Raw genomic sequence first — 19,949 nt, 5'->3', positions numbered from 1 at the left:
GGCATTGCCAACTTATTTGCACCCGGCTGAATGCGGCCTGATCCGCGCCCGTCAGGCGGTCATCTCGAGTGCGTAGCCGTTCCAAAGATCAATGGCATCGGATCGGGCGTGGCGGTACGATGTGGCGGTAAGACGATAGCGGCGGGGACGGAAGATCGTGTTGATCTGGTCATGTGCGTCCAGAAATCTCTGAGCCTGTCCGGGTGACTTGAACCGCCCCATGAGTTTCTCTCGCTTTCGGGTTGGCCGATGGGATCCTTCGATCCGGTTGTTCAAGCCCTTGTGCGCCCGATGATCAGCATTCGCCACGAGGTTGCGGATCGGCCTGATGTAACTGCGCAGCTTGTCGGTGATCACGACCCGCGGCGCGCCAAACCGGTCGATCAGCCGCTTCAGGAACCGGCTGGCGGCCTTTGCATTACGTTGCTTTTGCACGAGAATGTCGAGCACATTCCCATTCGCGTCGACTGCCCGCCAAAGCCAGAACTTCACGCCATTGATCGGAACAACGACTTCATCCAAGTGCCATTTGTCACTGGCGCCCGGCCTGTCGCGCTTGATGCAATCGGCGAAATGGCGGCCAAACCGGTTCACCCAGTTCCGGACGGTTTCCCGGCTGACCATCACGCCGCGTTCGGCCAGCAGATCCTCGACATCTGCCGTGCTCAGCGCAAACCGATGGTAAGCCCAGACGGCATAGGAGATGATCTCGCGGGGAAAACGAAAGCCCTTCAGGCGTCGCATTGTCGGAACGGTTTTCATGATGACCGCCTATCCCGACGGAACCCCGTGATCAACTTGGCAATGCCCATGGATTGACCTCAGGATTCATTGATTCCACATTGACATAGCCCCTACAGTAACTAGAGCTTCAAGGGCAACAAGTGGATATTCGTCCAGCAAGAAAGGCGCCCTGCGGAGGCTTGAAGCTAGCCGCCCCCTTGAAACGACGCGGTTGGAGCAACGCTTGCCGGTACGAAGCGATCAGAATGAGTGAGGTAGACATGCAGAAACGAAACGCGCCGATTATCGCAGCGACATTGGTGCTTGCTGGCTGCGCGGTGCCAACGCTGGACGACGGCGGCGCTCGCAACGAAGTGGGAAGTGTTCCCGAGGCCGTCATTGCCCTTGCTGCGCCTGGTCAGGATCTCACCACGGCGCGGCTTCGTCCCGAGGATGGCTGTTATTGGTATGAACACAGCGGTCCGGTGGAAAACACCTTGGTTCCGCTACGCTCGGCAGGTGGCAACCCCATCTGCACTTCGCGCCAGTCCTGATCAGCCCATAGATGCGTCAAGCCCACGCGTAACACATGATGCGCCAGTCAACTTCTCGGGGTGACGCTGTCTTCCGCCGAGTACAGGAATGCCGTCGAGCCAATCTCGACGTTGGGATAGAGATCATTGATGTGTGCCATGACCATTCGGACGCAGCCGGAACTCGCACGGCCGCCAATGCTTCTTGGATACGGTGTCCCGTGAATCCTTAGATAGGTGTCTCGGTCGCCGACGAAGAGAGAGATAGAGGGCTCGCGATCCGAGCGCGTTTTCAGGTCCGGGTTCCATACCGTCAGCGATATCGGCGTAAAGCTCTGGGTCGCGGTCGATCATGTTTTGTGTCGGCTGCCAATGCGGCCACCTGACCTTGCGCTTGATCGTATAGGTGCCCGGTTCGTAAAGTTTACCGCGCGCGATCGCCACGCCATAGCGCATCGCCGTGCCGCCTTCTTCGATGTGGTAGAGATAGCGCGCAACAGCATCGACATGGATATCACCGGGTACAAGTCCGTCCTTCGCGAGGACCCGCTGTGGCAGGAAGCGAGGGTGAAGGCCCCAAGGGTTGGACGTGGCCGGGTCGTAGCCGGGAGGTGTAACCTGTGCGTCCCAAGCTGCCTTCTGCGCATCGGTAGGCCACGTGTCTGCAAGGAGCGGGCTGGATATCGATGCCGAAAACAGCGCGGTGGTCGTCTGGATGAAATGTCGTCTTGTCAGCATATAGATTGCTCCGTTCACGCATTGGACGGCAAACCGAACCTTACCCCGAACGCAGTGTTGTTCGCCCGGGAAGGAGTGAGGCGTTATTGGCAACTTGCTCCATGGTGCCGTTCTTTGTCGGTGGCTTAACTCCTAAAGCTACTAGAGGTTCAAGAAAATTTTCTGTTATCAATAGACGCTGCTACTAATGGAGCTATCCGATCCGTCCCAGAACCGGAAATACGTCGAGCATCCAGTATGACAGCGCGCTCAACTGCCCTGTCATCATCGCCAGCCCCATCAAGATCATCACTATGCCCGCAAGCTGGTGGAGGCGGCGGCCAACCCGGCCGATGGCCCGCAACCGTCCCGCGATCTGGTCGGTGAATCCGGCCACGATCAGAAACGGTATTCCAAGGCCGGCGGAATAGACGGCAAGCAGCATGATACCTTCGCCCATCGTGGCACTCGCCGCACTGGCTGTCAGGATCGCGCCGAGGATCGGGCCGATGCACGGAGTCCAGCCGAAACCGAAGGCAAGACCGAGGACATAGGACGCAGCGGGTTGGCCCCCGGGGATGTTGAGATTGAATCGGAAGTCGCGTTCCATGACCGAAACACGCGCGGCTCCTATCATGAAGAGCCCGAAGAAAATGATGATGCCGCCCCCAACGAGGTTGAGTTCATACCGCCACCGAAGCAGGGCCTGACCCATTGCAGTCGCGGATGCGCCAAGTCCCATGAAGATGGTGGAGAAGCCGAGGACAAAACACAGGCTCAGCCAGACCGCGCGCGACGGCGAAGCGCCGACCACCCCGCCCTCAGCGGCTGTGCGCCCGGTTACGTAGGAGACATAACCTGGCACAAGAGGTAGCACGCAGGGGGACAGAAATGATATCGTGCCGGCTAGGAGGGCGGCGGTGAGGGCGCGCGCCAAGTGATGTCTTCGTCGACCCAGATCAGCAGGGACCCCCGCTTGCGCAGCGATGCGTTGTAGCTGGACCAGTTGGTCGTACGATAGCGGGCGGGAGATGGGTTGCTCATGGAATGCGGCTAACAGCATGGGTTCGCGAAGGGAATCCTGAGGCGTCAGACTTGTGCAACAACGCCCCGTATCATCGACCTAGTGGTGCCCACATGGCAGGCTATTTCAATGGATAGATTTTTCTCTATCAGTATGCCCGCGGCTCAGTTTGTTAGAAATGTCCTGCTGTTCAGCTTCGCTGCATTACTGCCGGTCCTGTTGTTCTACGTCTTACTGGCTCCGGGCTTTGCTCCGGCTCTTGCTGCCGGCGGACCGGCACTCATGCGCTTACTAAGGCAGGTTGCGACCAACGGTTTGCCCGTGGTTTTTGCCGTCAACTATGTCAGTTTTTTCCTTTTCGCTATGACAACGCAACCAAAGGCGGGCTCAAGAGACACGGCGTTTTTCGTGCTGGTCGATGTCTTGCTCAGAGCCCTTCTCTTTCCAGGTCTCCACGTGCTGATATACGTTCTATCTGCCGACTGGTTCGGGTCATTCGGCGGCAATCGTTCAACCGCTTTGGCGGTTGTATCCCCGACTCTTGCGCGTTCGGCGTTTTTCGAGAACATCTCCGGCGTTTACCTCTATGCGACTATGATAAGCGCGTTGCCGCTCTACGTCTCGGCTTTCGGGCGGTCGGAATTTCTTGGACCGGTTGTACGTCGCTTGCCCATGAACACGGGCGTGATGCTGCTTGCCCTGGCTGCGTTTGCCTTGTCGGTCGGGCTGATCACGATCGGCGCACAAGGCATCGCATCTCTTCAGGCCAGGTGATGGCAGGCTAATCACCGTGGGCGTGGGCGGGGGCGGGGGCGACTTGCGGTGCCACCCATTGCGACAAGTAAACGCGCTCGAAGGCGAACACAGCGATCATCCCGACAGCGGCGTAGAGAACGATCATCGGGTCGCTTTGAAGCTTCATCACGGTGAAAGCTGCCAGTACTATCGCATCGAGCGCCAGGGCAGTCAAAAGCACGATACCGAAGGCGCCGACGTCTGCTCGACGATAGCGGAACACGCCCCAATGTATGATCATGTCCATGACGAGGTAAAAGAAAGCACCGAGGGATGCGATCCGGCCTAAATCAAAGAGCACGGCCAACGTCGCGGCGATGACGACAGTATAGACCAGGGTGTGGCGTTGGATGGGACCTGGCATACCGAAGTGGCTGTGCGGGATCATTTCCATGTCGGTCAGCATCGCCAGCATACGCGACACCGCGAAGACGCTGGCCAGAACGCCGGACGCCGTTGCGACAGCGGCCAGGATCACCGTGAGTATGAAGCCGGTTTGTCCAAGGGCGGGCTGCGCCGCTTGTGCCAGCGAATAGTCACGCGCTGAGATGGTCTCCTCGATCGTGAGACTCGAACCGACCCCGTAGGCGACCAACAGGTAGACGACGACGCAGATTCCGATAGAGAACATGATCGCTCGGCCAACATTGCGATTTGGTTCAGTGATCTCGGCTCCGCTGTTGGTGATCGTGGTGAATCCCTTGAACGCAAGGATGGCCAGCGCCGTAGAGGCGATGAACCCCGTGAGCCCGTAGGATTGTGAGGTCTCGGACGCCGCGGCGAACGCAAAACCACTGGACCACAGGGCCGCGATGCCAAACAGAGCTATGCCTCCGATCTTGATCGCGGCCATGATCAACGAGAACAGCCCGACCGAGCGGTTTCCGGCCATGTTCACCAAAAAGGCGAAAACGATCACGGCCACAGCCAGAGCGGGGACCAATGGGCCACCTTCGATATCGAAAGGGCGCAGGACATAGGTGGCGAAGGTTCGCGCGACGAGGCTTTCCGCGATCACCATGCTGAGCGCCATCAGCAGTGCGGCCCCGCCCGCGATGGCTCCGGGGCCATAGCATTTCTGCAGGATCATGGCGATGCCACCCGAGGACGGCCATTTGTTCGACATCCTGATGTAGCTGTAGGCGCTGAAGCTTGTGACGACCGCGCCGGCGATGAATGCAAGCGGGAAAAGCGGGCCGGCGAGCTGCGCGATTTGCCCCGTCAACGCAAAGATTCCAGCGCCGATCATCACGCCTGTCCCCATCGCAACGGCTCCGCCCAGACTGATGGAATTTTCGCGGTACGTTTCTTTTTCGCTCTGCATAAATGGCCCCCTTTTAATTTTGGTTCATCCGAACGCTGTTGCGCGCTTCTAGATACGAACGCCGCGAAGGCGCAGCGAATTGAGCACCACCGAGATTGACGACGCGCTCATGGCGAAGGCAGCAAACATCGGACTGATGAGGATGCCAAAGAAGGGAAACAGAACTCCCGCCGCGACCGGCACGCCGGAGGCGTTGTAGATCAGCGCGAAGAACAGGTTCTGGCGGATGTTGCGCATCGTGGCCCGGGCGAGCCGCCGCGCACGCACGATACCATCAAGGTTGCCCTTGACCAGCGTGACGCCCGCGCTTTCGATGGCCACATCGGCGCCGGTGCCCATGGCGATGCCGACATCGGCCTGCGCGAGCGCGGGGGCGTCGTTGACGCCATCCCCGGCCATGGCGACCTTGTGGCCCGCCTCTTGCAACTCAAGGATGATCCGCGCCTTGTCCTCCGGCAGCACGTCGGCCCGGATCTCATCGATTCCGAGCCGCGTGCCGATGGCCTTGGCCGTGCGTTCGTTGTCGCCGGTCGCCATGATGACGCGGAACCCCAGTTCATGCAGATCCTCGATGGCTTCTGGCGTGGTCTCCTTCACTGGGTCGGCGACAGCAACTAGACCGGCGATCTCGCCATCCAGCACAACGAACATGACCGTCTCGCCTTCGTCGCGGCGGGCATTGGCCTTGGCGGTCAACGCGCCCGCCTCGAGCCCCAATTCGCGGATCATCGCCAAATTGCCGAGCGCGACCGCTTTGCCGTCAACGACCCCCTTGACGCCCTTGCCAGTGACCGCCTCGAAGTCCCGTGCCTCGTCCATTTTGACATCTCGCTCCTCCGCACCCCTGACGATCGCTTCGGCCAAGGGGTGCTCCGATCCGCGCTCAAGCGATGCGGCGAGACGCAAGACCTCGGCTTCGTCGTGGCCGGGTTGCGGGAGTACGTCGACAAGCCGCGGCTTGCCTTCGGTCAACGTGCCGGTCTTGTCGACGATCAGGGTATCGACTTTCTCGAACCGCTCCAGCGCCTCGGCGTTCTTGATCAGCACCCCTGCCTGAGCGCCCCGTCCTGTCGCTGTCATGATCGACATCGGTGTCGCCAGGCCAAGCGCACAAGGACAGGCGATGATCAGAACCGCCACCGCCGAAATCAATGCGTAGGAAAGCGCAGGCGCGGGCCCCCAGATCGCCCAGGCGATGAAGGACAGGACCGCGATACCGATGACGGCCGGAACGAAATATCCCGCCACCTTGTCGGCGTATTTCTGGATCGGGGCGCGCGAGCGCTGCGCGTTCGACACCATCTCGACAATTTGAGCCAGCATCGTGTCGGACCCGACACGCGTCGCCTCCATCACCAGACTGCCGGTGCCATTGATCGTCGCGCCGGTCAGCGGGTCGCCCTCGGTCTTCTCGACCGGCACGGGTTCACCGGAGATCATGCTTTCGTCGACCGAGGACCGGCCGTCCAGAACCACGCCATCGACCGGCACCTTGTCACCGGGCCGCACGCGCAGCCGGTCCCCGACTTGCACGTCCTCCAGCGGGATTTCCTCCTCGGATCCGTCGTCCCGGATGACCCGCGCGGTCTTTGCCGCCATGTCGAGAAGCGCGCGGATCGCCTTGCCGGTCCCCTCGCGGGCGCGTAGTTCCATCACCTGGCCGAGCAGCACCAGCGTCACGATCACCGCCGCCGCCTCGAAATAGACGCCGACATGGCCTTCGGAGTCTCGGAACCCATCAGGGAATATGTCCGGTGCGAGAACGGCAACGACGCTGAAGAGCCAGGCGGCAAGAACGCCCATGCCGATCAGGGAGAACATGTTGAGGTTCAATGTGCGGAACGAAATCCATCCGCGTTCCAGAAACGGCCAGCCGCACCACAAGACCACTGGCGTTGCCAGGATCAATTCGATCCATTGTGTGGTGCTTTCGCCAAAAAAAGTCCGGACTGCGGGGAAACCGACGAATGGCCCCATCGTGAGGACAAGGAGCGGGATCGTCAGGACTGTGCCGACCCAGAACCGCCGTGTGAAATCCACCAGTTCGGGATTTGGACCTTCATCGCCCGGCACACCGGATTCCAGTTCCAATCCCATACCACAGATCGGACACGCGCCCGGATCAGGCTGCCGCACCTGAGGGTGCATCGGGCAGGTGAAAATGGGACCATCATGTCCTGTAGGAACCAGATCATATCGGCCATCGGCCGGCGTGGCACCCGCGTGGTGTTCGTGATGATCATGTGCTGAATGGACCTCGAGCTCCGATTCCGGCACGAGGTGCATCCCGCATTTCGGACAATTGCCGGGCTCGTCCTGCCGCACCTCAGGGTGCATGGGGCAAACGAATACCGAAGAAGCTGCTGTGGTTTCAGAACTGTCGGGAGTGCTCATTTTGCGGTCCTTTCCGAGAATGCTTCTCTTGCCTAGGGCTTCCATCCGCGGGAGGGTCAAGAGAGATCAGTACGGCGATTACATTGCGGCTCTGCGGGGTGGCGCTGTCCGGCCCCGTTCCCGCCGGGCGAACACGATCAACGCCAGCCCGACCAGCGCCATTGGCATGGAGAGCAACTGGCCCATGGTCAAACCCCACTCACCAAAATGAAGCGCATGGCCGATCGGGTTGTCCGCCGTCACAAATTGTTGGTCCGGTTGCCGGAACATCTCGACGAAACTTCGGGCAAGACCATAGCCGGTCAGAAACACGCCAGCCAAGGCACCGGGCATTTTCAGCCAGCCCCGGCCCCAAGCGAGATAAATGAGCAGTATTCCAAGAATGAGCCCCTCCAATACCGCCTCGTACAGCTGGGACGGGTGTCGGGCGCAGAGGCCGCTAACCCCTGGGCAGGCCTGCGCGACTTCGCCGGGAAAGATCACCGCCCAGGGAACGTCCGTTGGACGCCCCCACAACTCATTGTTGGTGAAGTTCGCCAGCCTTCCAAGAAACAAGCCTGGTGGTGTTGCCAAAGCCAGCAAGTCGCCAGTGCTGAGCAATGACGCGTTCTGTCTAAGGCAGAACAGCAAGGCCGCGATGACAACTCCCGCGAACCCCCCGTGGAAAGACATGCCGCCTTGCCAGACCATCAGAATTTCCAAGGGATTGGCGAGATAATATGCGGGCTGGTAGAACAGTACAAAGCCCAGGCGACCACCAGCAATCACGCCGATGATGATCCACGTCAGAAGATCTTCGATCTGCGTTCGGTCAAGCGGCGGTCCAGCTGACGTCCAGAGCGCGGGACGGCTTATGGCACTCGAACAAATGCGCCAGCCAATCAGGATACCGAAGATATAGGCTAGCGCGTACCAGCGGAGTGCGAATGTGACCCCCCCGATGTCGAAGGAGAAGAGGTCGGTTCCAATATCCGGAAATGGCAATCCCGCTGGCAGCACTGGGTGAGTTCCTCATCAGGAATTTACGTGGGGATTAGATGGCATTGATCGAGCACCGCTAAAGGCGCTCGATCTGCGACAGGGCATCCAACGCCCATCCCGCCATCACGCGGTGTCGAGGGCGTCCCGAAGGAGATCGCGGACTTCGCCGGCGACCGCGTCCAGGTCTTGGTTCTGCACCGCCTGCATCGAAGCGACAGGATCGACCGCGCTGACCTCGGTGTCGCCGTCCAGTTGCCGCAGGATAACATTGCAGGGAAGCATCGCACCGATGCGAGGCTCGATCTCGATGGCTTTGTGCGCCATGCCCGGATTACAGGCCCCCAAGATGCGGTAAGGCGGCATGTCCGCATCAAGTTTCTTTTTCATCGTCGCTTTGACGTCAATCTCAGTCAGAACGCCGAAGCCCTTGTCTGCCAAAGCATCCCGAACACGCATCTCTGCGTCATCGATTTTGGTGTCTTTCAGGACGCGATCATAGGTATAGGCCATGGGAATTTTCCTTTCCGTGTCTCTATTTGTTGGCATACCGAGGCTAAACGGTTCAGGTCGCGGTTCGGTTCAATGTCCCGACCGCGAATGGTTTTGGGGTTGTGAGGACGGGTGCCGGAAAAAAACCGGCACCCATTGGCTCAGTTGTCCTGCATCATGGAGCCGTTGCCCATGCCCTGACCGTTGCCAGGCCGCGCAGGCGCATCTGCCATATTCGACCGCATCATCTGCATCCGCTCCATCCTATCGGCAGGAGCGGCCATCTCTTCCGGCGTCACCGCGCCGTCGCCATCGGCATCGAGGTGTTGGAAGCGATCCACCATCATTTCGCGGATCATCGCGCTGTGGAGAGCTTCAAACTCGGTAATCGAGAGGCTTCCATCCCCGTCGCTGTCAAACTCGGAAAGCTTGGCCTGCAGCTGCGTGCGCATTTCTTCCGGCGTCGTTGTGCCGTCTCCATCAGTGTCGAACATTTGCATCATGCCGCCAGCCATGCCTGGGCTCATCATACCACTGCCCATGCCTGCGCCCATCATGCCTGCGCCCATCATGTTTCCGTGCATGCGCTTCATCATGTCCATCATTCCGCCCATGTTCCCCATCATACCGGGACCACCGTTCTGCATCATGCCTGGTCCGCTCTGGGCGCCAAATTGTCCCCCACGCCCGTGGTTGGCGTCCGCGAATGCGGCACCGCCAAGGGCGGTTGCAGCCAGGGTCATTGCAGCGAGTAAAGTGTTGCGTTTCATTTCGATCACCTCGTGTCAGTGTTGCGATACCCAGCATATGGGGGGCACCTGCAGATGCGGAATGCCACGCGAGCCGGTGTTTTGTATCGCGAGGTCACAAAGGCGGGGTCTGTTACAAATTGCGACAAATCAATTCGGGGCGAACGCTCCTCTTCATCTGAAACATGCGATATCCAGAAAAAAAGGTGTCGAGGATCCGTATACCAACCGAAACCGAACCCATGTTTCGGTAGAGGTGAAATCCGGAAGAGTTGATGTCGAGATTGCTAGAGGCCCTGAATATCCCGAAAATTCAATCATTCAACCCATGGCAGGAGGCTGCAGGGTGCTCTTTTTGAACCGCATTTTCTCAGTTCTAACCTTGGTAATTTTGGCGGGGTGCGGTGCAGGAAACGACATGCGCCCGGATGCTTCAGCCGAAGTCATCAGTAGCGCATCCTACCGTCACGATGGACCGGCCGCGCTGACGTTGTACACCATGATCAACAACAGGTCCGGGGCGGGTGCGCATAGCAGCGTCATGATTAATGGGTCGCAGCGTGTTATCTTCGATCCGGCAGGAACGGTCCGGCTGAGCGCTGTACCGGAACGGGGAGATGTGCTTTATGGCATTACTCCACAAGTGGCCGATTTTTATGCGCGGGCTCATGCTCGCGAGACCTACCATGTCGTCATACAAGAGATCGATGTGTCTCCCGAAGTCGCGGAGCAGGCTTTGCGCCTTGCAATTGCCAGCGGCCCAGCCGCTTCCGGTTTTTGTAGTGCCAGTACCTCCGCGGTACTCAGACAATTACCAGGATTTGAATCCATCGGACGCACATTTTTTCCAAAGCGCCTGATGGCGGATTTTGGCAAGTTGCCGGGCGTGCGAACCACAAAGCTGTTCGAGAACGATGAGGACGACAAATCCGTAGCGATCGCACAGTTCGAAAGTTCACTTGCGACACAGCCGTGAGTGTTCGTCCAACAATTCATTGGAAGATGTCCCTGCACGACGCAGTCCTCGGCGTGTGAGCCAAAGATGCAATAGGTTAGCTTCGAGCGGTAACGCTGTCTTCGGCCGAGTAAAGGAACGCCGTCGATCCGACAGCGACATTCGGATAGAGATCATTGATGTGGGCCATCACCATGCGCACGCATCCCGAACTGGCCCGGCCGCCAATGCTGCGAGGGCTCGGCGTTCCGTGAATTCGAAGGTACGTATCCCGATCTCCGACGAATAGATACAAAGCCCTGCTGCCCAAGGCATTGTTGGGGCCGGGCTCCATACCGTCGGCAAACCGCTCGTAAGCCTCCGGATCGCGTTCGATCATTGACTGCGTTGGCGTCCAGTGCGGCCATTCGACCTTTCGGCGGATCGTATAGGTGCCGGGTTCATAGAGATCGCCCTTGGCAATCGCCACCCCGTATCGCATCGCGGTGCCACCTTCCTCGATATGGTACAGATAGCGCGCGATCGCATCGACGTGAATGTCACCCGGGCGCAAACCGTCATTCGCCAAAACGCGTTGCGGCAGCAGCCTGGGATGCAGCCCCCATGGGTTGGTTGTTGCCGGGTCATAGTTGGCGGGCGTGATCTGCGCATCCCAAGCTGCTTTTTCGGCTGTTGACGGCCAGGTCTTAGCGAATGCTGGCGAACTCAGAGACGCTGAAAACAGCGAGCCGGAAAGTGCAAGGAAGTGTCGTCTTGTAACCATGAAGCGAAGCCCTTTGTTTGTTTTCGATGAATGCGGGACGATTCAAGAAACGTCCGCGACCCCATGCCACCGAACCTTTTGATGTCTTGCGATCGCGACCAACCAGAGGCAAGCAAGGACACCGCTTAGGATCGCGTTCCAACTGGCCATGGACAACGTCAGAAATTCCCAGACAACCTCACTGCACAGAACAAGATTGGACGTATTTGAACTGGCAGAGGGCAGCAATTCCGATACCGACATTTGGGAAACATCGAGGCCGGATCCCGTGCAAGAAGTCGGTCCCTCCCACCAGCCGCGCTCGACACCGGTATGAAACACTCCCAACGCGGATGTGCTGAGTACCGACAGGGCACCGATTATCAGGATTGGCAAAATCGGCAGAGCAAAGAGCAACAGAGCGCCCATTCCAATGGCGATTGCGTGTGGGTAGCGTTGCCAGATGCACATTGCGCACGGCGCGTACCCAAGAGCCTGGAAAACGAAGGCCCCCAACAGCAAGGCGGCTGATCCTGCCGCCGCAGTCATGCCGAGAGATTTTGGTGTCAGGGTCAATGAACGCTCCCATTGGCAGTCGATGGACCTGTTTCTCGCTTGTCAGGTTACGTAGACGGCGAAAGGCCTGTTATCATTCAGAGATTTGTAACGGTATGTATCCGTCTCGACCCTCAGCCGACTCTGATCCACGTTGCCATACCGTCGGCTTGGTGGCTCAACATGTGGCAATGCAGCATCCACGATCCCGGATTGTCCAGGACGACGAGAATATCCCGCGTCTCGCCGGTATCCAGATAGGTCGAGTCCCGGTATGGACCGGCTTCACCCGCCGCATCGAGTTCCCAGAAATGGTGGCCATGCAGATGCATGACGTGTGGGAACCCGGTTTCGTTGCGGATCGAAATGCGCGCGGTCGTCCCCTGCGCGGCGGATAGGAAAGGCCTTCGAGGCAGGCCGGATACGTCATTGAGCGCCCATGTCCCTGTGCCGTTGTGGGACGCGCTTCCCGCACCTCCCTGGAGCACCAGCTCCGCGGTTTGGCCGGGGTCTTTCGGGGCGGGCATTCGGTTGGCGGGCAACGCGGTGATGGGCGCTTTCGCAGGCTCACGAGAGCCGGAAACAGCGATTTCGCCAAGGCTCAACGTCCGCTCTCCAAAGCTGTCGTCAAATCTAATAGGCCCGGTCGCATCACCAATCACATCGCATCTTTGCCCCGGAGCTAGGAGGATGGGTTCGAGTGTCTGTGGCTGCGCCAGGGGCATACCATCCAGTGCAACGATCTTGCCTGCCAGACCGTCCAGCCCGACACGGTAAACCCTGTCGATAGAGGGATTTATCAGGCGCAAGCGCAGGCGGTCGCCTTGTCTCACATTCTTGCTGGTTCCATTGGAAACAAGCGCCGTGACCGTATTGCCGATACGGCCCTCGGTCGCGAAATGAGCCGGGTTGAACCCTTCGTCGTACTGTCCGGACTGATCCAACAAGACATCGAAGAACTGAACAACGATGTCATGGTCGACAGCCGGCGCATTTTGCTCCTCGACGATGAAGGTGCCGAAAAGACCGCGGCTGACCTGATCGTAAGACAGGTAATGCGAGTGATACCAATACGTGCCGGCATCCGGGACGCCGAATTGATAACGATACGAGTCGCCCGGAATGACCACATCCTGAGTAAGGACGTTGACACCATCCATCCGATTTGGAACCCGCAACCCATGCCAGTGAACGAGAGCGCCCTCCTCCAATCGGTTATCGAGGGTAATGCGGGCGGTTTGTCCTTGTCGCATTCTGACTTCTGGGCCCGGCAGACCACCGTTGAAGCCCAACATCGACACGTCGTACCCAGCAAGGTGCGCCTTGATCGATTGGGGCGCGAGGATCAACTCGTGTGTCGCTGCTGGCAAGCGGGTACCAGCCAGCGCAACGGTCATCCCGCCAAGGAAAGACCTCCGGCTCAAAGACAATTCCGTCACCTCATGAATGATAGACTGGCTTTCGCCAACTGCCGCACTTGTGCCATTTCCGGAAGAGGAACTTCAAGGCGACAGAACACTCCTCACGCCGTTGTCACTTTGGGATACAGGAAGACGCGGGCGCCGATTTCAACGCGTTCGTACAGATCCTTCACATGTTCATTCGTCAACCGCGCGCATCCATTCGACACGGCAGACCCAATTGTCTCCGGGGCGTTCGTTCCATGAATGCGAAGATAGGTATCGCGTCCCTCGGCATCGTAGAGATAGAGCGCGCGGGCCCCGAGCGGGTTGTTTGGCCCGCCTTTCAGTCCATCCTTGTACTTTGCGTATTTGCGTGGCTCGCGCCGGATCATGGCGTTCGTTGGCCGCCACCATGGCCATTTGGCCTTGCGCGCTACCGTGAACTCTCCGGGTTCGTACAAACCTTTGCGCCCTACCCCGACCCCGTAGCGGATCGCCATCCCGTCCTCGAGCATGAAATAAAGGAAAAAATCGTCGGGAACGACGTGGACATCGCCTTTAACCCAGTCACCACGACGGGTGTTTACCAATTGTGGTTCGAACCGTTCGGGCAATTTGACTTTGTGGGCCTAGGCCGTTGTGGGCAGAAAGCAACCCATCGCTCCGGCACAAATCAATTCTCGTCTCGTGAAATTCTGCATGGCGCGATCTCCTCGGACCCATGAAAATTCAGTGCGCGTCAGGGGCAAAGAAAAGAAGCCGTGAACCGGGGCAAACGACGCGCCTTTGTTGCCTTGAAACTACGAAAATTCGTGCTTTTGGAACTCTCCAGCGCTGGAATGTTGTTGTTTTACAGAGAACTTCAAGGAGGTGACTGGAAATGCACTACTCACGATTCTTTATGATGATCGGAACATCGACCGTGGTCATGTTCGTTCTGATGTACCTGAACACCTATCTTTGGGGCCATATCTTCTTTTCGGAGACACGCCTTTACATGGCCATCCTGATGGGGGCGACCATGGCCGTGATCATGTTGGCGTACATGTTGTCCATGTATCAGAACACCAAAGCCAACATCGCGATTTTCGTTGGCGCAATAGTCCTTTTCGCGGCGAGCCTCTGGCTGGTTCGCGGGCAATTCACGGTGCAGGACAGGTCCTACATGCGCGCCATGATCCCGCACCACTCGATCGCCATCATGACGTCGACTCGTGCCGAGATCACCGACCCGCGCGTCCGGGGGCTCGCAGACGACATTATCTATGCGCAGGACAAGGAAATCGCCGAAATGCGCTACCTTATTGCTGACATTGGAGCAAACGGCGAAGCATCGGCCACGCGAAGCGAAACGCCGGCGCAGGTTGTGGATGCGCAACAGGCGCTTCAAACGGAGGTCGTGTCGAAGGTCGATCCTGAGTTTCTGACGGAAGACGAAATCGCTGCGGTGTTCCCGAATGGCGGAAATTGCCGCTTTGCTTACACCTCGGACAGTCCGGCTGTACTGGTGACTGGTGAAACCGGCGAAGGGTCTGCAGCCGCAATGAAGATCAGCGGTGATCTGGTGCGCCTGAATGCGCAGGGCGAAAATGCATTTTCTGAAGGCCCGCTGTCGGCCGAGATCGCAGAGACGAACGGTGACCTGACCGATCTGATCGTCAGCGCGGGAACCGACTACGAAGCCGGGTTCCGTGGTCAACTTACGTGCAGCGGATAAGGAGGAAAGGACATGCCCCGCGACACAGACAGTAAATCCGCGCAGCTTTATCGCATGGTCATGCCGGGCCATGTCTGCCCCTACGGTCTGAAATCGAAAGACCTGCTGGAGCGGCAAGGCTTCGAGGTGGAAGACCATCCGCTTGACACCCGTGAAGACACCGATGCTTTCATGGAGAAGCACGGGGTCGAGACGACGCCGCAGACTTTCATCGGGGACGAACGGATCGGCGGTTACGATGATCTCAGGGTGTTTTTCGACATTGACCCACCCGAGGAAGAGCAAAGCGACACGACCTACCAGCCGGTCATCGCGATCTTTTCCGTTGCCGCGCTGTTGGCATTGGGCCTGTCTTGGCACCAGTACGGGTCGGTCCTTACCTTGCGGGGGTTCGAATGGTTCATTTCGCTGTCCATGACCATTCTCGCGATCCAGAAATTGCAGGATGTCGAAGGGTTTTCGACGATGTTCCTCAACTACGATCTGCTGGCGCGCAAATGGGTGCGATACGGCAAGGTCTACCCGTTCGGCGAAGCGTTGGCAGGTGTCCTGATGACTGCCGGCGCGCTGCTGTGGCTCTCGGCGCCTGTCGCCCTGTTTATCGGCACGGTCGGCGCTGTCAGCGTGTTCAAGGCTGTTTATATCGACAAGAGAGAGCTGAAATGCGCCTGCGTCGGCGGTGACAGTTCCGTCCCGCTGGGGTTCATTTCGCTGACGGAAAACCTGATGATGATCTTCATGGGTATCTGGATGCCGGTCCGCGCGATCTGGTTCTGAGGTACAGCCCCTTCTTGCCTGTCACTTGGCCAACCGCTCCGGCGACAGATCCTCGATGATGGGGCAGTCGGGCCGGTGATCCCCGGCACATTTTTCCACCAGTTCGGCGAGCGTCGCGCGCATGGATTGCAGTTTCGCGATCTTTTCCTCGATCTGGCGCAGATGGTCTTCCGCAACCGCCTTCACTTGCATGCTTTCGCGGTTTTCATCCTCGTAGAGCGACAGGAGCGTCCTGCAATCTTCGATGGTGAACCCCAAGGCCCGTGCGCGACCCAGAAACGCCAGCTTGTGAACGTGGTTCTCGGTGAACGCGCGATAGCCGTTCTCGCTACGGTTCGGGCGGATCAGACCGATGTCCTCGTAGTAGCGGATCGTCTTGGCGGGCACACCCGATTGTCGGGCAACGTCTCCGATGTTCATGTCGGACCTCCGTTATTCTGCTGGAGCAGGAGTGGCGGCTGCCATCTCTGCCGGGATTGCGCGCTGCTCGTCCATCGCAGGCGCGATGCGCCGCAGCCGCAGGGCATTGGTCAGGACAAACACCGAGGACAACGCCATCGCACCCGCCGCAAGGATTGGTGACAGGAGCAACCCAAAGGCCGGATAGAGCACCCCGGCAGCGACCGGAATAAGTGCCACGTTGTAGGCAAAGGCCCAGAACAGGTTCTGCCGGATGTTGCGCATGGTCCGCCGCGATACTTCGAAGGCGTTCACCACGCCGCGCAAATCGCCCGACATCAGGACGACATCCGCAGATTCGATGGCCACATCGGTGCCGGTTCCAATGGCGATGCCCACATCGGCATGCGCCAGCGCCGGGGCGTCGTTGATCCCGTCGCCGACAAAGGCGATGCGCTTGTTCCCTTGGCGCAAACTGTCGAGCGCCGCAACCTTGCCGTCCGGCAGGACGCCGGCGATGACGTGGTCGATACCGGTTTCGCGGGCGATGGCTTCGGCGGTTTCGCGTTTGTCGCCGGTGATCATCGCAACCGCAAGACCCTTTTCGTGCAGCGCTGCGATGGCTGCGCGGCTTGCCGGTTTGACCGGATCGGCCACGCCGATCACGGCGGCGACACGCCCATCTATGGCAGCGTAAAGCGCCGTGCGACCCTTGCTTGCGATCTTCGTTTCCTCTGGAGCCAATGCCGAGACGTCAATGCCTTCGCGCGCCATGTAGCGGTCGGCCCCAACCAACACCTCCACGTCTTCGACCACGGCGCGCACGCCGTAACCTGTGACCGATTGAAAGCCTTCGGCCGCCACAAGAGGTGCGCCCTCGGCCCGCGCGGCCCGCACGATGGCGTCCGCGACAGGATGCTCGGAGAGCGACTCCACGGCAGCGATCTTCGAGAGCGTTGTTGGGCGATCGAACCCTTCCGCCAGCACAAGGTCAGTCAGTGCGGGTCGCCCCTCGGTCACCGTGCCTGTTTTGTCGAGGGCGACCACATCAACGGAATCAAGTTGCTGCAAGGCGTCACCTTTACGGAACAGGACACCCATTTCCGCAGCACGTCCCGTCCCGACCATGATCGAGGTCGGCGTCGCAAGCCCCATCGCGCAGGGGCACGCGATGATGAGCACCGACACACCGGCGACCAGCGCCATCGTCAGGGCCGGATCAGGCCCGAAAAACAGCCAGACCAGCACGGTCGCCGCCGCGATCGCCATCACGGCAGGCACGAACCACAAGGTGATCCGGTCGACCAATCCCTGGATCGGCAGTTTGGCGCCCTGGGCCTCTTCGACCATGCGAATAATCTGCGCCAGGGTCGTGTCGGCGCCGACCCGCGTGGCGAGGAACTGTAGGCTTCCGGCGCCGTTGACCGTCCCGCCGGTCACCGTATCTCCGGCACCTTTTTCAGCGGGGATCGGCTCGCCTGTCAGCATGCTTTCGTCGACGCGGCTGGTCCCCTCGATGACCTCGCCATCGACCGCGATGCGTTCACCAGGGCGCACGATGACGATGTCACCCTGAACCAGCGCATCGATCTCGATCTCGACGCTTTCTCCGTCCCGCATCACGCGTGCAGTCCGCGCCTGAAGCCCTAATAGCTTCTGGATGGCCGCGCCCGTTCTCCCCTTGGCGCGCGCTTCAAGAAACCGCCCCAGAAGGATCAGAACGACGATGACCGCTGCCGCCTCGAAATAGACGGTGCGCAGCGTGTCAGGCAGGACCGACGGTACGAATGTCGCAACCACGGAATAAAGGTAAGCCGCCCCGGTGCCGACCGCGACGAGGCTGTTCATGTCGGGGGCACCCCGGAACAAGGCCGGGAAACCCTTGGTGTAAAACGTCCGGCCCGGGCCGAAGAGAACGATTGTCGTCAGCACGAACTGAAGAAGCCAACTCGTCTGCTGGCCAATCGTGGTCTCGATCAGCATATGAACGGCCGGAATGACGTGGCCACCCATTTCGATCAGGAAGACCGGCAAGGCGAGGATGGCCGCAAAGGTGACCCGTTTGGCAAGCGCCTGAGCCTCTTCCTCCTTGCGCGCAACTCTGTCGTCACCGGCCTGGGCCGTTGCCACGGTTGCTGGATACCCTGCCGCGCCGCTTGATTCGATCAGATCGGATGTCGTGACAAGACCTTCGACGTAAATGACCGTCGCCGTCTCTGAGGCGAGGTTGACGTTCACCTCGACCACCCCGGGCACCGCGGCAAGCGCCTTATCGACCCGCCCGACGCAAGAGGCACAGGACATCGCTGCAATCGTGAGTTCGGCCCTGGCCTTCCGCGCGGGGTAGCCCAGCTCGCGAAGGGATTCGATGATGTCGGGAATGCGCTTGAGCGCGTCCACGCTCATGCGAGCAGTTTCCGAGGCAAGGTTCACCGACACATCCTCTACGCCGTCGATTGCATTCAATGCGCGATCGACCCTGCCAACGCAGGACGCGCATGACATGCCTTCGATCGGCAGGCTGATCTGTTTGGGTTCGGGCATATGTGTCACCTGTTTTTCCATTCGAAGTGGAATATGAGGCTTCCAGTTACTGGAGGGTCAATGGGAGGGCGCCAAATAAATTTCTTCACTTGACCTTCCAGCGGGGGGAAGCCCCATGTCACCGATAGAAATCAGATCAAGGAGTGGTTCCGATGAAGTTCAGCGTTCCGGACATGAGCTGTGGGCATTGCACCGCAGCAATCGAAAGCGCGGTGAAGAGCGCAGATCCGAATGCAGGCGTAGAATGTGACCTTTCTGCCCGACAGGTGCATGTCGACAGCGTGTTACCAGCCGATCAGGTCCAAGCGATCATTCGGGATGCGGGCTACAACGTGGAACCTGCGGCCGCTTGATGCAGTGCCTGGACCACCCAAGGGTGGTCCGGGCACAGAATTTCAGTCTTCGACTTTGCGGGCTTCCTCGACCAAGTCGGCAAGCTGCGCCTTTTCGACGAAGCCCGGGACCAGCGCATCCCCGATCACGAAAGACGGCGTGCCGTTAAAGCCCAGAGCTTGGGTCAGTTGCATGGAGGTCGCAATGTGCTCTTCGACCTCGGGGGCCTCCATGTCCTTGCGCAACTGCGCGATATCCAGGCCGATCTCCTCGGCCACGCGCAGCACGGAGGCCTCTTCCGCGCGGCCTTCCAGCCCCATCATTGCCCAGTGAAACTCTTCGTATTTGTCCTGCTTGCGCGCTGCCAAGGCCGCTTTCGCGGCAAACACCGATCCGTCTCCGAGAATGGGCCATTCACGATAGACGAGGCGAATGTTGGGATCGTCTTCGATCAAAGCCCGCACCTCGGGTTTGACCCGCCGACAATAGGGACAGTTGTAGTCGAAAAATTCCACAACAGTGACGTCCCCTTCCAGGTTGCCGAGAACCGGCGCATTCGGATCGTTCTCGATCAGATCGCGCTGGTCATTCAGAACTTGGGCCTGACTGAGCTCCTGCGCTTGCGCCTGCCTTTGTTCGAGGATCGCCACGGCCTCCATGACAATCTCCGGGTTCTCGCGGATTGCCTCGAGCACAAGTTCCTTGACCCGGGACTCTGACAGTTCGTCCGCGAGTGCCGGTATCGGAAGCAAGGCAGCTATCGCGACCGTCGTGAAGGCTTGTCTGAAACGCATT

Annotated in this window: 20 protein-coding genes and 2 pseudogenes; 6 read left to right on the top strand and 16 right to left on the bottom strand. The window is 59.3% G+C overall.

Annotated elements, in window-relative coordinates; genetic code table 11:
* Nucleotides 1-51 precede the first annotated feature (51 nt).
* Nucleotides 52-762, bottom strand: coding sequence for an IS6 family transposase (locus CLM60_RS01815; RefSeq protein ID WP_095587523.1), 711 nt, complete (start codon nucleotides 760-762; stop codon nucleotides 52-54).
* Between the two features lie 227 nt (nucleotides 763-989).
* Between CLM60_RS01815 and CLM60_RS01810 the strand changes: the two genes are divergently transcribed.
* Nucleotides 990-1,277 carry a hypothetical protein gene (locus CLM60_RS01810; protein WP_369817429.1) on the top strand — a complete coding sequence of 96 codons (288 nt, stop codon included), beginning with the start codon at nucleotides 990-992 and terminating at the stop codon, nucleotides 1,275-1,277.
* 47 nt (nucleotides 1,278-1,324) lie between these two features.
* Here the strand turns inward: CLM60_RS01810 and CLM60_RS01805 are convergent.
* The 3 genes and pseudogenes from CLM60_RS01805 to CLM60_RS01795 all read right to left on the bottom strand — a co-directional run.
* Nucleotides 1,325-1,994: pseudogene (locus CLM60_RS01805) on the bottom strand (L,D-transpeptidase).
* Nucleotides 1,995-2,187: 193 nt separating this feature from the next.
* Nucleotides 2,188-2,910, bottom strand: coding sequence for a cytochrome c biogenesis CcdA family protein (locus CLM60_RS01800; protein ID WP_007803446.1), 723 nt, complete (start codon nucleotides 2,908-2,910; stop codon nucleotides 2,188-2,190).
* A pseudogene (locus CLM60_RS01795) lies at nucleotides 2,898-3,017 on the bottom strand (IS5/IS1182 family transposase); the annotation flags it as partial. The pseudogene CLM60_RS01795 and the gene CLM60_RS01800, both read right to left, overlap by 13 nt.
* 109 nt (nucleotides 3,018-3,126) lie before the next feature.
* On the opposite strand from CLM60_RS01795, the gene CLM60_RS01790 reads away from it, so the two are divergent.
* Nucleotides 3,127-3,771, top strand: coding sequence for a hypothetical protein (locus CLM60_RS01790; RefSeq protein WP_095587522.1), 645 nt, complete (start codon nucleotides 3,127-3,129; stop codon nucleotides 3,769-3,771).
* A 7-nt stretch (nucleotides 3,772-3,778) separates the two neighbouring features.
* Here CLM60_RS01790 and CLM60_RS01785 read toward each other — a convergent pair whose 3' ends face one another.
* The 5 genes from CLM60_RS01785 to CLM60_RS01765 all read right to left on the bottom strand — a co-directional run bounded on the left by CLM60_RS01785 (nucleotide 3,779) and on the right by CLM60_RS01765 (nucleotide 9,750).
* On the bottom strand, nucleotides 3,779-5,116 hold the full coding sequence (locus tag CLM60_RS01785) for an APC family permease (RefSeq protein ID WP_095587521.1): 1,338 nt from the start codon (nucleotides 5,114-5,116) through the stop codon (nucleotides 3,779-3,781).
* Between the two features lie 48 nt (nucleotides 5,117-5,164).
* Entirely contained in the window at nucleotides 5,165-7,510 is a 2,346-nt protein-coding gene (locus CLM60_RS01780; protein ID WP_012187177.1) for a copper-transporting P-type ATPase, read from the bottom strand.
* A 78-nt stretch (nucleotides 7,511-7,588) separates the two neighbouring features.
* On the bottom strand, nucleotides 7,589-8,509 hold the full coding sequence (lgt, locus tag CLM60_RS01775; RefSeq protein WP_007803438.1) for a prolipoprotein diacylglyceryl transferase: 921 nt from the start codon (nucleotides 8,507-8,509) through the stop codon (nucleotides 7,589-7,591).
* Nucleotides 8,510-8,614: 105 nt separating this feature from the next.
* Nucleotides 8,615-9,001: a DUF302 domain-containing protein gene (locus tag CLM60_RS01770; RefSeq protein ID WP_007803435.1), complete on the bottom strand. Its 387-nt coding sequence runs from the start codon at nucleotides 8,999-9,001 to the stop codon at nucleotides 8,615-8,617.
* A gap of 140 nt (nucleotides 9,002-9,141) precedes the next feature.
* Complete coding sequence (locus CLM60_RS01765; RefSeq protein ID WP_012187178.1) at nucleotides 9,142-9,750, bottom strand: EF-hand domain-containing protein; 609 nt, start codon at nucleotides 9,748-9,750, stop codon at nucleotides 9,142-9,144.
* Between the two features lie 397 nt (nucleotides 9,751-10,147).
* Between CLM60_RS01765 and CLM60_RS21385 the strand changes: the two genes are divergently transcribed.
* Entirely contained in the window at nucleotides 10,148-10,705 is a 558-nt protein-coding gene (locus CLM60_RS21385; RefSeq protein ID WP_012187179.1) for a hypothetical protein, read from the top strand.
* A gap of 76 nt (nucleotides 10,706-10,781) precedes the next feature.
* Here the strand turns inward: CLM60_RS21385 and CLM60_RS01755 are convergent, their stop codons facing one another.
* The 4 genes from CLM60_RS01755 to CLM60_RS21285 form a co-directional block, all read right to left on the bottom strand.
* Entirely contained in the window at nucleotides 10,782-11,447 is a 666-nt protein-coding gene (locus tag CLM60_RS01755) for a L,D-transpeptidase (RefSeq protein WP_012187180.1), read from the bottom strand.
* 42 nt (nucleotides 11,448-11,489) lie between these two features.
* The gene (locus CLM60_RS01750; RefSeq protein ID WP_012187181.1) at nucleotides 11,490-12,002 is read right to left on the bottom strand and encodes a disulfide bond formation protein B; all 513 of its coding nucleotides are present in this window, start codon (nucleotides 12,000-12,002) and stop codon (nucleotides 11,490-11,492) included.
* Nucleotides 12,003-12,115: 113 nt separating this feature from the next.
* A complete protein-coding gene (locus tag CLM60_RS01745; RefSeq protein ID WP_095587520.1) occupies nucleotides 12,116-13,378 on the bottom strand; it encodes a multicopper oxidase family protein in 1,263 nt (420 codons plus the stop codon).
* 125 nt (nucleotides 13,379-13,503) lie between these two features.
* Complete coding sequence (locus tag CLM60_RS21285) at nucleotides 13,504-13,998, bottom strand: L,D-transpeptidase (protein WP_281256653.1); 495 nt, start codon at nucleotides 13,996-13,998, stop codon at nucleotides 13,504-13,506.
* Between the two features lie 266 nt (nucleotides 13,999-14,264).
* On the opposite strand from CLM60_RS21285, the gene CLM60_RS01735 reads away from it, so the two are divergent.
* Nucleotides 14,265-15,101, top strand: a complete 837-nt coding sequence (locus CLM60_RS01735) for a DUF305 domain-containing protein (protein ID WP_012187184.1) — start codon at nucleotides 14,265-14,267, stop codon at nucleotides 15,099-15,101.
* Nucleotides 15,102-15,113: 12 nt separating this feature from the next.
* On the top strand, nucleotides 15,114-15,878 hold the full coding sequence (locus CLM60_RS01730) for a MauE/DoxX family redox-associated membrane protein (RefSeq protein ID WP_012187037.1): 765 nt from the start codon (nucleotides 15,114-15,116) through the stop codon (nucleotides 15,876-15,878).
* A gap of 21 nt (nucleotides 15,879-15,899) precedes the next feature.
* Here the strand turns inward: CLM60_RS01730 and cueR are convergent, their stop codons facing one another.
* A complete protein-coding gene (gene cueR / locus CLM60_RS01725) occupies nucleotides 15,900-16,298 on the bottom strand; it encodes a Cu(I)-responsive transcriptional regulator (protein WP_038008399.1) in 399 nt (132 codons plus the stop codon).
* A gap of 12 nt (nucleotides 16,299-16,310) precedes the next feature.
* Nucleotides 16,311-18,821, bottom strand: a complete 2,511-nt coding sequence (locus CLM60_RS01720) for a heavy metal translocating P-type ATPase (protein WP_095587525.1) — start codon at nucleotides 18,819-18,821, stop codon at nucleotides 16,311-16,313.
* Between the two features lie 152 nt (nucleotides 18,822-18,973).
* Between CLM60_RS01720 and CLM60_RS01715 the strand changes: the two genes are divergently transcribed.
* Entirely contained in the window at nucleotides 18,974-19,174 is a 201-nt protein-coding gene (locus tag CLM60_RS01715; RefSeq protein WP_007803412.1) for a heavy-metal-associated domain-containing protein, read from the top strand.
* Between the two features lie 42 nt (nucleotides 19,175-19,216).
* Here the strand turns inward: CLM60_RS01715 and CLM60_RS01710 are convergent, their stop codons facing one another.
* A complete protein-coding gene (locus tag CLM60_RS01710; RefSeq protein ID WP_009807488.1) occupies nucleotides 19,217-19,948 on the bottom strand; it encodes a DsbA family protein in 732 nt (243 codons plus the stop codon).
* Nucleotide 19,949: the final 1 nt, after the last annotated feature.

The organism is Actibacterium ureilyticum, from assembly GCF_002285435.1.
GTDB classification, from domain to species: Bacteria; Pseudomonadota; Alphaproteobacteria; order Rhodobacterales; family Rhodobacteraceae; genus Actibacterium_C; species Actibacterium_C ureilyticum.
The sequence above is the reverse complement of the archived record's forward strand: the minus strand, read 5'-3'. Positions and strand labels throughout refer to the sequence as shown.

Excerpts from the sequence above, each read along its gene's own strand:
- CLM60_RS01815 (WP_095587523.1), bottom strand. The coding sequence starts at position 762 with ATGAAAACCGTTCCGACAATGCGACGCCTGAAGGGCTTTCGTTTTCCC.
- CLM60_RS01810 (WP_369817429.1), top strand. The coding sequence starts at position 990 with ATGAGTGAGGTAGACATGCAGAAACGAAACGCGCCGATTATCGCAGCG.
- CLM60_RS01790 (WP_095587522.1), top strand. The coding sequence starts at position 3,127 with ATGGATAGATTTTTCTCTATCAGTATGCCCGCGGCTCAGTTTGTTAGA.
- CLM60_RS01785 (WP_095587521.1), bottom strand. The coding sequence starts at position 5,116 with ATGCAGAGCGAAAAAGAAACGTACCGCGAAAATTCCATCAGTCTGGGC.
- CLM60_RS01780 (WP_012187177.1), bottom strand. The coding sequence starts at position 7,510 with ATGAGCACTCCCGACAGTTCTGAAACCACAGCAGCTTCTTCGGTATTC.
- CLM60_RS01770 (WP_007803435.1), bottom strand. The coding sequence starts at position 9,001 with ATGGCCTATACCTATGATCGCGTCCTGAAAGACACCAAAATCGATGAC.
- CLM60_RS01765 (WP_012187178.1), bottom strand. The coding sequence starts at position 9,750 with ATGAAACGCAACACTTTACTCGCTGCAATGACCCTGGCTGCAACCGCC.
- CLM60_RS21385 (WP_012187179.1), top strand. The coding sequence starts at position 10,148 with ATGCGCCCGGATGCTTCAGCCGAAGTCATCAGTAGCGCATCCTACCGT.
- CLM60_RS01755 (WP_012187180.1), bottom strand. The coding sequence starts at position 11,447 with ATGGTTACAAGACGACACTTCCTTGCACTTTCCGGCTCGCTGTTTTCA.
- CLM60_RS01745 (WP_095587520.1), bottom strand. The coding sequence starts at position 13,378 with ATGACCGTTGCGCTGGCTGGTACCCGCTTGCCAGCAGCGACACACGAG.
- CLM60_RS01735 (WP_012187184.1), top strand. The coding sequence starts at position 14,265 with ATGCACTACTCACGATTCTTTATGATGATCGGAACATCGACCGTGGTC.
- CLM60_RS01730 (WP_012187037.1), top strand. The coding sequence starts at position 15,114 with ATGCCCCGCGACACAGACAGTAAATCCGCGCAGCTTTATCGCATGGTC.
- cueR (WP_038008399.1), bottom strand. The coding sequence starts at position 16,298 with ATGAACATCGGAGACGTTGCCCGACAATCGGGTGTGCCCGCCAAGACG.
- CLM60_RS01720 (WP_095587525.1), bottom strand. The coding sequence starts at position 18,821 with ATGCCCGAACCCAAACAGATCAGCCTGCCGATCGAAGGCATGTCATGC.
- CLM60_RS01715 (WP_007803412.1), top strand. The coding sequence starts at position 18,974 with ATGAAGTTCAGCGTTCCGGACATGAGCTGTGGGCATTGCACCGCAGCA.
- CLM60_RS01710 (WP_009807488.1), bottom strand. The coding sequence starts at position 19,948 with ATGCGTTTCAGACAAGCCTTCACGACGGTCGCGATAGCTGCCTTGCTT.